Origin of the sequence: Rhodopseudomonas telluris, from assembly GCF_042432815.1 — a bacterium.
Lineage (GTDB): Bacteria > Pseudomonadota > Alphaproteobacteria > Rhizobiales > Xanthobacteraceae > Rhodopseudomonas > Rhodopseudomonas telluris.
Genome location: NZ_JBHLWM010000016.1, coordinates 1 through 716, shown reverse-complemented (window position 1 = coordinate 716; position 716 = coordinate 1). Strand labels below are relative to the sequence as shown.

Annotated in this window: 1 protein-coding gene; it reads right to left on the bottom strand. The window is 66.6% G+C overall.

What is annotated here, in order from left to right:
• Nucleotides 1-716: DDE-type integrase/transposase/recombinase (locus ACFFJ6_RS25500; RefSeq protein ID WP_378393255.1), on the bottom strand; the 716-nt coding region annotated here is incomplete at both ends.

Sequence of the window (716 nt, the reverse complement as noted above, 5' to 3'; positions counted from 1 at the left end):
TGTAGACCTCGCGCCAGGCATCGAAGGCGCGCTGAGCGTCGGGCAGATCGCGCAGGCGACGCAGCGCGAACACTTCGGCGGCCAGCGTCCGATGGAAGCGCTCGTTCTTGCCGCGGCTTTGCGGATGATAAGGACGGCTGCGGATCACGGTGATGCCGAGCTTGAGCAGCCAAACCGAGAAGCAGGTCCAGCGCTCGCCTGAACTGTCCGACCAAGGCGAGCCGTTGTCGACGAAGATCGCGTCGGGCAGACCGTAGCGTCGAAAGGTCGTCCGCAGCCTGTCCTGCACCGTCTCTCCGCGTTGATCAGCGCAGGCCTGCAGGCACAGATCGTAGCGCGAATGATCGTCGACCACGGTCAGCGGGTGACAACGAGTGTCGTTGCCGAGCCGAACCCAGCCCTTGAAGTCCATCTGCCACAGCATGTTCGGCGCCGGCATCTCGAACCGCAGAGCGGCCGGCGCACCGCCGACGGCCGGCTTGACCCGACCACTGCGGCGCAGGATCTCGTGGATCGTCGACAACGCGGGCGGGCTCCGTCCGGCACGCTCCAGACAGCTTGCTATCTTGCGAGCCCCCCACGCCGGATGCGCATCACGAACCGCAAGGATCTGCGCTTCCAGCTCCGGTGAACTCTGCCTCGGGCTCGCGTGCGGCCGCCGCGACAGCTCGACCGGATCCTGACCGGACTGCCATCGCCCCAGCCATTTGTAGCCC